General features: G+C 73.2%; 7 protein-coding genes. 6 read left to right on the top strand and 1 reads right to left on the bottom strand.

Going from position 1 to position 7,859, the window contains the following annotated elements; all coding sequences use genetic code 11:
- Positions 1-322 precede the first annotated feature (322 nt).
- Genes VGD70_RS05970 through rfbH form a run of 3 tightly spaced genes read left to right on the top strand, consistent with a single transcriptional unit; the run spans position 323 to position 3,891 of the window.
- Positions 323-1,528, top strand: a complete 1,206-nt coding sequence (locus tag VGD70_RS05970) for a glycosyltransferase (protein ID WP_331078931.1) — start codon at positions 323-325, stop codon at positions 1,526-1,528.
- A gap of 9 nt (positions 1,529-1,537) precedes the next feature.
- Positions 1,538-2,524 (top strand): NAD-dependent epimerase/dehydratase family protein, encoded by a 987-nt coding sequence (locus VGD70_RS05965; protein WP_331078929.1) that lies wholly within the window; start codon positions 1,538-1,540, stop codon positions 2,522-2,524.
- Positions 2,521-3,891: a lipopolysaccharide biosynthesis protein RfbH gene (gene rfbH / locus VGD70_RS05960; RefSeq protein WP_331078927.1), complete on the top strand. Its 1,371-nt coding sequence runs from the start codon at positions 2,521-2,523 to the stop codon at positions 3,889-3,891. The genes VGD70_RS05965 and rfbH overlap by 4 nt, the downstream gene beginning before the upstream one ends.
- Before the next feature lie 120 nt (positions 3,892-4,011).
- Here the strand turns inward: rfbH and VGD70_RS05955 are convergent, their stop codons facing one another.
- Positions 4,012-5,418 carry an FAD-binding oxidoreductase gene (locus VGD70_RS05955; RefSeq protein ID WP_331078925.1) on the bottom strand — a complete coding sequence of 469 codons (1,407 nt, stop codon included), beginning with the start codon at positions 5,416-5,418 and terminating at the stop codon, positions 4,012-4,014.
- 172 nt (positions 5,419-5,590) lie between these two features.
- Between VGD70_RS05955 and VGD70_RS05950 the strand changes: the two genes are divergently transcribed.
- The 3 genes from VGD70_RS05950 to VGD70_RS05940 are packed head-to-tail and all read left to right on the top strand — an operon-like array spanning position 5,591 to position 7,856.
- Entirely contained in the window at positions 5,591-6,145 is a 555-nt protein-coding gene (locus VGD70_RS05950) for a dTDP-4-dehydrorhamnose 3,5-epimerase (protein ID WP_331078923.1), read from the top strand.
- Positions 6,142-7,098, top strand: a complete 957-nt coding sequence (locus VGD70_RS05945; RefSeq protein WP_331078921.1) for an ATP-binding cassette domain-containing protein — start codon at positions 6,142-6,144, stop codon at positions 7,096-7,098. Before VGD70_RS05950 ends, VGD70_RS05945 begins: the two co-directional genes overlap by 4 nt.
- Positions 7,095-7,856 carry an ABC transporter permease gene (locus VGD70_RS05940; protein ID WP_331078919.1) on the top strand — a complete coding sequence of 254 codons (762 nt, stop codon included), beginning with the start codon at positions 7,095-7,097 and terminating at the stop codon, positions 7,854-7,856. Before VGD70_RS05945 ends, VGD70_RS05940 begins: the two co-directional genes overlap by 4 nt.
- The last annotated feature ends 3 nt before the right edge of the window (positions 7,857-7,859 follow it).

The following is a 7,859-nucleotide window of genomic DNA, read 5'->3' as shown; positions in this document are numbered from 1 at the left end:
ACTGGCAACGGTTCTCCGCCCGGACGTCCGCGCCGGCCTGGCTGCCGGCCGACGACCCGGCGGCCCCGGAGCTCACGCGCCGGTGAGGGGCGCCGGCGTAGAAAGTCCGTAACCGCGGGGAAACGCGGCGTCCGTCTCGGGACCTAACGAGAATTCGGCAGGGCGACTGACGACAGCGCGAACGAGCCTGCCGTAACGTCGTCGCCGAGCCGGGAATTCGGCGCAGACAGTGTGGTCGACACGGGAACAGACAATTTCCCGGTCGTGCGGCTCACGTTCATCCGTCCACTGTCCACCGAAATCACATGGGGGTCGTCCCGGGATGAAGGTCGCCATTCTCACCCAGTTCAGCCGTGGGGACGTCCAGCCCTTCGCGGCGCTGGCCAGGGTGCTGGACGAGGCCGGGCACGAGGTGGTCGTCGGCGCGCCCGCCGGGTCCGCCTCGCTCATGGAACCGCACAGCACCAAGGTGATTCCCTTCAACGACATAGCCAAGACGATGCTGAGCGACCCGCTCATGCGCCAGTCGCTCGACGCCAACCACTGGGGACTTCGCGGCCGGGTGCTCAGCCGGCGGCACATGCGCAAGCACCGGTCACTGCGCGACGCGTTGCGCGGGGACATGCGAAAAGCCGTCGACGAGGGCGCGGACATCGTCGTGCATCACGGCCTTCTTCCCGGGCACGAGGTCGCCGAGACATTGGGCGTGCCAGCGGTCCCGGTATTCATGGACCCGTTCTGGATTCCGACGAGCTCGTTCACGAATCCCGAGTTCCCATTCCGGCTCCCGCGCGCGCTCAACAAAGCCTCCTTTGTCGGCACGAACCTGCGCCGGCGCCGGCAGCGTGACCCGTTGCGCCGCCCCGACGGGACACCCGCCACGGTCCTCCAGGCGTTCAGCAGGCACGCGCTGCCCGCGCCGCTCGGCTACCCGGACTGGGTGCACACCACCGGCTACTGGTTCCTGCCGGCCGCGTCCGGCTGGACCCCGCCGCGGCGGCTCACCGAGTTCCTCGCGGCCGGGGAGCCACCGGTCTACGTCGGTTTCGGCAGCGCGGTCGGGTCCGACCCGGTGCGCAGCGGACACGTCGTCCGCGACGCCGTCCGGCTCGCCGGGGTGCGCGCGGTGGTGGTCGCCGGCTGGGGCGGCATCCGGTTCGCCGAGCCCGACGACCGGCTGCTCTACCTCGACGAGGCGCCGTTCGACTGGCTGTTCCCCCGCATGGCCGCCATCGTCCACCACGGCGGGGGCGGCACGGCGAGCGCGGCGCTGGCCTCCGGCCGCCCGCAGGTCGTCTGCCCGTTCACGATCAGCGGCCAGCGGTTCTGGGCGTGGCAGGTGCACGCCGCGGGTGCCGCGCCGCCGCCGATCCCGCAGCACCGCCTCACCGCCGAACGGCTGGCCGCCGCGATCCGCCGGGCCGTCACCGAGCCGCGGATCGCCACGCGGGCGAACCAGCTGGGACACCAGATCCGCGCGGAGGACGGCGCCACCACCGCCATGAAGATCCTCGAGACGCTGCGCTGAGGGACACCCATGACCAGCGACCGATGGGCTGACCGAACCGTCGCGGTCACCGGAGGCCTCGGCTTCATCGGCTCCCACTTCGTGACGGAGCTGCTGGCCGCCGGTGCCCGGGTGACCTGCCTCTACCGCACGCACAAGGAGAGCGTGCTCCGCGAGCTGCCGGCGACCGGCCGGCTCCGGCTCGCGCGGGTGGACCTGTGCGACACCGACGCGACGCGCGCGGCGTTCCGGGAGATCGGCCCGCACGTCGACACGATCGTGCACTGCGCGGCACTGCACGGGAACGCCGAGTACAAGACCCGGCACGCGGCGACCATCCTCGAGTGCGACGCGCGGATGGCGCTGAACGTCCTCGGCTGGGCCCGGGACGACGGCGTGCCGGAAGTGGTGCTGCAGAGCTCGTCGGTGGTCTACTCAGGACACGGCCCGGGCCCGGTCGGCGAGGACGCCGGCCACCGCGTCGCCGAGGCCGACGCGCGCAACGGGTACGTGCTCGCGCACGTGTTCACCGAGACCCTCGCGGACCTGTTCCGCCACCAGTTCGGCATGACCATCCACGTGCCGCGGGCGGCGAACGTCTACGGCCCGCGGGACGGCTTCGGCCCGGTGGCGAGCGTGATCCCCGGCATGATCCGCCGCGCGCTCGCCGGCGAGGAGCTCGAGATCTGGGGCGACGGCAGCCAGACCCGTTCGTTCGTCTACGTGACCGACCTGGTCCGCGCGACCCTCCAGCTGGTCGAGGCGGACAAGTACCACACGGTCAACATCGGCACCGAGGAGTCGGTGTCCATTGTGGACCTCGCGCGGCTCGTGCTCTCGCTCACCGGCCGCCCGGACCGGGTTCGGGTGGACCCGGCGAAGCCGGCCGGCGGGTCCGGCCGGACGCTCGAGCTCGCCAGGATGCACGACGTCATCTCGTTCTCCCCCCTGAGCCTGCGTGACGGGCTCGACCGAACAATCCGCTGGTACCGACAGACCCACAGGAGTCCACAGTGACCACCACGGACGGCACCCCCCGCACCATCGGCACGGACGAGATCCGCGAGGACGTGCTCGCCGCGGTCCGCGAGTACCACCACGCGGCCGCGTCCACCCGCCCGTTCCGGCCCGGCGTCACCCCGCTGTACTCGTCGGGGCCGGTCTTCGACGAGGAGGACCGGGCCGCGCTCGTCGAGGCCGCGCTGGACATGCGGATCGTCGCGGCGCGCTCGGCGCAGGACTTCGAGCGCCGCTTCTCCCGCACGATCGGCGTGCGCAAGTCGCACCTGGTGAACTCCGGCTCGTCGGCCAACCTGCTGGCGATCAGCGCGCTGACCTCGCCGCAGCTGGCCGACCGCAGGCTGGTGCCGGGCGACGAGGTGATCACGGTCGCCGCCGGGTTCCCCACCACGGTCAACCCGGTGCTGCAGAACGGTCTCGTGCCGGTGTTCGTGGACACCGAGCTGGGCACGTACAACACCTCGGCCGACCGGATCGCGGACGCGATCGGCCCGCGCACCCGGGCGATCGCGCTCGCGCACACGCTCGGGAACCCGTTCGCCGCAACGGAGATCGCGGCGCTGGCCAGGGACCACGAGCTGTGGCTGATGGAGGACAACTGCGACGCGCTGGGCGCGACCTACGACGGGCGGCCGACCGGCACGTTCGGCGACGTTTCCACGTTGAGCTGCTACCCGGCCCACCACATCACGATGGGCGAGGGCGGGGTGGTGTCGACGAACGACCTGCACCTGGCCCGCATCATCGAGTCCCTGCGTGACTGGGGCCGCGACTGCTGGTGCAGCCCCGGCGAGGACAACCGGTGCGCCAAGCGGTTCGGCTGGCAGCTGGGGACGCTGCCGGCCGGGTACGACCACAAGTACATCTACTCCCACGTCGGCTACAACCTCAAGGGCACCGACACGCAGGCCGCGCTGGGGCTCACCCAGCTCGCGAAGCTGCCGGCCTTCGTCGCGGCGCGGCGGCGCAACTGGGCCCGCCTGCGCGGCGCGCTCGACGGCGTGCCCGGGCTGCTGCTGCCGACCGCCACCCCGGGCAGCGAGCCGAGCTGGTTCGGCTTCGTGCTGACGGTCCTGCCCGACGCGCCGTTCGGCCGGCGCGAGCTGGTCGCGTTCCTGGAGGGTCGCAACATCGGGACCCGCCAGGTGTTCGCCGGCAACCTCACCCGCCATCCGGCCTATGTGGACACCCACTACCGCGCGGTGGGCGACCTGACGAACAGCGACATCGTGACGGAGCACAGCTTCTGGATCGGCGTCCACCCGGGTCTGACCGACGAGATGATCGACTACATGGCCGACTCGGTGCTGGAGTTCGTCAGCAAGCAAGGTCGCCGCACCCGCCACCTAGGGCCTGTCTCGTAGATCATCGTGTGAAGTCCTGCGCCGACTGCGCCGACCATCGGAACCTCAGGGGACCGTGACGACACCCAACCACCACCCACCCCGACACCCACACCATCCGCCGGAACGCAACGCACACTTTTAATCCCGGGGAGGCGGACTAGTGAACATCGCGCCGGGGTTGAACAGGTTCGCCGGGTCCAGGGCGGCTTTGAGGGCGCGGTGGACGCGCATGCCCGTCGGGCCGAGCTCGCGGGCGAGCCAGTCCTGCTTGATGCGGCCCACGCCGTGCTCGCCGGTGATGGTGCCGCCCAGCGCCAGGGCGAACGCGAGGATCTCGTCGAACGCCGTGCGGGCCACGGCGAGCTCGGCGGCCGACGTCGGGTCGTAGACGATCACCGGGTGCATGTTGCCGTCGCCCGCGTGGCCGGCCACGGCGATGCGCAGGCCGTGGCGCTCGCTGATCCGCCGGCACTCGCCGAGCAGCTCGGCGATCCGGGTGCGGGGCACGCAGACATCGTCGGTGAGCCAGGCGCCGTAGGCCTCCAGCGCGGGGCCGACGACCCGGCGGGCGTGCAGCAGCATCCGGCCCTCGGCGAGGTCGGTGGTCGTGTACGCCATCGACGCGCCGAGGTCGGCGCAGATGCGCTCGATCGCGGCCAGCTCGCGCTCGGCCACCGCGCCACCGGAGTCCGACTGGGCGAGCAGCAGCGCCGCGCACTCGCCGGGCGGGCCGACCTCGGTGTCGAGGTACGCCTCGACCGCCTCGACCGACGCGCTGTCCATGATCTCCAGCAGGGACGGCACGAGCCCCTCGCGCACCACCGCGCTGACCGCGGCGCCGGCCGCCTCGACCGAGCCGAACGCGGCGACCAGGGTGGCCGGCGCCTGCGGCAGCGGGCGCAACGCGAGCGTGGCCTGGGTGATCACGCCGAGCGTGCCCTCGCTGCCGACGAACAGCTTGGTGAGGTCGTAGCCCGCGACCCCCTTGACCGTGCGGCGCCCGGTGCGCAGCAGCTCGCCGTCGGCCAGCACGACCTCCAGGCCCAGCACCGAGTCGGTGGTGACGCCGTACTTCACGCAGCACAGCCCGCCCGCGTTGGTGGCGAGGTTGCCGCCGATCGTGCACCAGTCGTAGCTCGACGGGTCCGGCGGGAAGAACAGGCCGTGCTTCTCGACCGCGGTGCGCAGGTCCAGGTTGACGACCCCGGGCTGCACCACGGCGAGCCGGTTGTCCGGGTCGATCTCCTCGATGGCGTTCAGCTTGGTGGTCACGAGCACCACGCAGCCGTCGACCGCGTTGGCCGCGCCCGACAGGCCACTGCCCGCGCCCCGCGGCACGATCGGCACCCCGGCCCGCGCGCACGCCCGGACCACCGCCCGCACCTGCGCCACGTCCGCGGGCAGCACCACCGCGAGCGGCTCGCCGTGCGGTGCCAGCGCCATCATGTCCCGCCGGTAGCTCGCGGTGACGTCCGGATCGGTGAGCACCCCGGCCCCACCGAGTGCCGCGCGGAGCTCGGTGAGCAGCTGTCCCTGGGCTGTCATGGTTCGACGGTAGTCGAGCCGAGCGCACTTCTACACCCTGGGAGGTAACGGAAGTTCGGCGCGAAGGGTGATGTGGGCGGGGTCGCCGCTGTCGTAGTGTCGGTGCCAGGAACGGGCAGCGCGGCCGACGGTCCGAACAGGACATCGAGAGCCGATTCGCTGGGGTGGGTACATGACATCGAGCCTGGCCGTGCCGGACGCCTACGAGTTCGCGCCCCGCGGCGGGTCGCCGTTCCACCAGGACAGTTTCACCGCGGCCCGCGGGCATCCGCTGACCGTGGCGCGGGTCGACCACGAGGTGTCACGCCCGGGCACGGTCCGCGGCATCCACTTCACCACGCCGCCCGGCCGGGCACGCTACGTGTACTGCGTGCGGGGCGCGGTCCTGGCCATCGTGGTGGACCTGCGGGTCGGCTCGCCGGCGTTCGGCCGGTGGGACGCGGTGCGCCTGGACGCGGTCACCCGCCGCGCGGTCTACCTCGCCGAAGGCCTCGGCCGCGCGTTCGTGGCGCTCGCGGACGACACGGCCACGACCCACCTGTGCACCGAGTCCGACGCCGCCGAGCACGGCGTCGACCCGCTCGACCCGGCGCTGGCGCTGCCCTGGCCGGCGGCCCGTCCGTCCACACGGGAGCTCCCGACGCTGGCCCAGGCGGCGGCCGCGGACCTGCTCCCCCACTACACCGACTGCCTGCGCCGCTACCGCCTGTCCGGGGTGCCGGCGTGACGCCGGCGATCCTCGCCGACGGGCTGGTCAAGCGGTTCGGCGCCACGGTCGCGCTGGACGGGCTCGACCTCGCGGCCGGCGCGGGGACCGTGGTCGGCGTGCTCGGGCCGAACGGGGCGGGCAAGACCACCGCGGTCCGCGTCCTCGCGACGCTGCTGCGCCCGGACGCCGGGCACGCCTCGGTGGCCGGGCACGACGTGGTCACCGACCCGGTGGCGGCCCGCCGCGCGATCGGCCTCACCGGGCAGTACGCCTCGGTGGACGAGGACCTCACCGCCACCGGCAACCTGGTGCTGCTCGGCCGGTTGCTCGACCTGCCCCGGGCCGCCGCGAAGGCCCGCGCGGCCGAGCTGCTGGACCGGTTCGAGCTCACCGAGGTGGCCGGCCGCCCGGTCAAGGGCTACTCCGGCGGTACCCGGCGCCGGCTCGACCTGGCCGCCAGCCTGGTCGGCCGGCCCCGGGTGCTCTTCCTCGACGAGCCGACGACCGGCCTCGACCCGCACGCGCGCACGAAGGTGTGGCAGCTCGTCCGCGAGCTCGCCGCCGAGGGCACGACGATCCTGCTGACGACGCAGTACCTGGAGGAGGCGGACCGGCTCGCGGACCGGGTGACCGTCGTCGACCGTGGCCGGGTCGTCGCCGAGGGCCGGCCGGCCGAGCTCAAGCGCCGGGTCGGCGGCCACACCGTCCAGGTGCGACCGTCGGCGCCGGCGGACCTGCCCGAGGTGGCCCGGATCCTGGCCCACCTCACCGGCACCGGCCCGGCGGCCGACCCCGAGCTTGGTGTCCTGACGGCACCACTGGCCGACCCGGTGCTGCTGTCCACAGTGGTCGCAGCCCTCGCCGCCGCCGGCATCGCGGTCGACGAGCTGGCCCTGCGGCTCCCCAGCCTCGACGAGGTCTTCCTCGCCCTCACCCACCGCACCACCACGCCGGCCGGGAGCCCGGCGTGACCGCCCACGCGCGGCACGCGCTCCTCCTCGCCGGCCGGGGCAGCGCGAAGATCGGCCGCGATCCGGCGCAGCTGCTGGACGCCGTCCTCCAGCCGGTGACGACGCTCGTGGTGTTCGGGTTCGCGTTCGGCGGGTCGGTGGCCGGCAGCACCGGCGCCTATCTGCGGGACCTGGTGCCGGGCCTGCTGGTGCAGACCGCGCTCGTCGCGAGCCTCTCCGCCGGGGTGACGCTCAACGTCGACGCCGGCAGCGGGGTGATCGACCGGTTCCGCAGCCTGCCGATCGCGCGGTCCGCCCCGCTCGTCGGCGCGGTGCTCGCGGCCGGCGTGCGTTACGTCGTCGCGGGGACCGCGCTGCTCGTCGCCGCGGCCGTGGTGGGGTTCCGGGTGCAGACCGGGGTCCTGCCGCTGCTGGCCGGACTGGTGCTGATGGTCCTCACGGGACTGTGCCTGTGCTGGATCCCCGTGCTGGTCGGCGTTCTGGTCCGCGGCCCGGTCGCCGTGCAGGGCATCTTCCTCGCCCTCGTCGTACCACTCACGTTCGGCAGCAACGTGTTCGTGCCGACCGCCAGCATGCCCGGCTGGCTGGCGGACTGGTCGGCCGTGAGCCCGGTGAGCCTGCTGGCCGACGCCATGCGCGGCCTGCTGGTCGGCGGCCCGGTGGCGGGTCCGCTGGCCGGCGGCCTGCTCTGGCTCGCCGGCACCGTCGCCGTGTTCTTCCCGCTCGCCGTGCGTGCCTACCGCAACCGAGTCGAATGAAGG

It is taken from the genome of Actinophytocola sp., assembly GCF_036402745.1.
Lineage (GTDB): Bacteria > Actinomycetota > Actinomycetes > Mycobacteriales > Pseudonocardiaceae > Actinophytocola.
The sequence above is the reverse complement of the archived record's forward strand: the minus strand, read 5'-3'. Positions and strand labels throughout refer to the sequence as shown.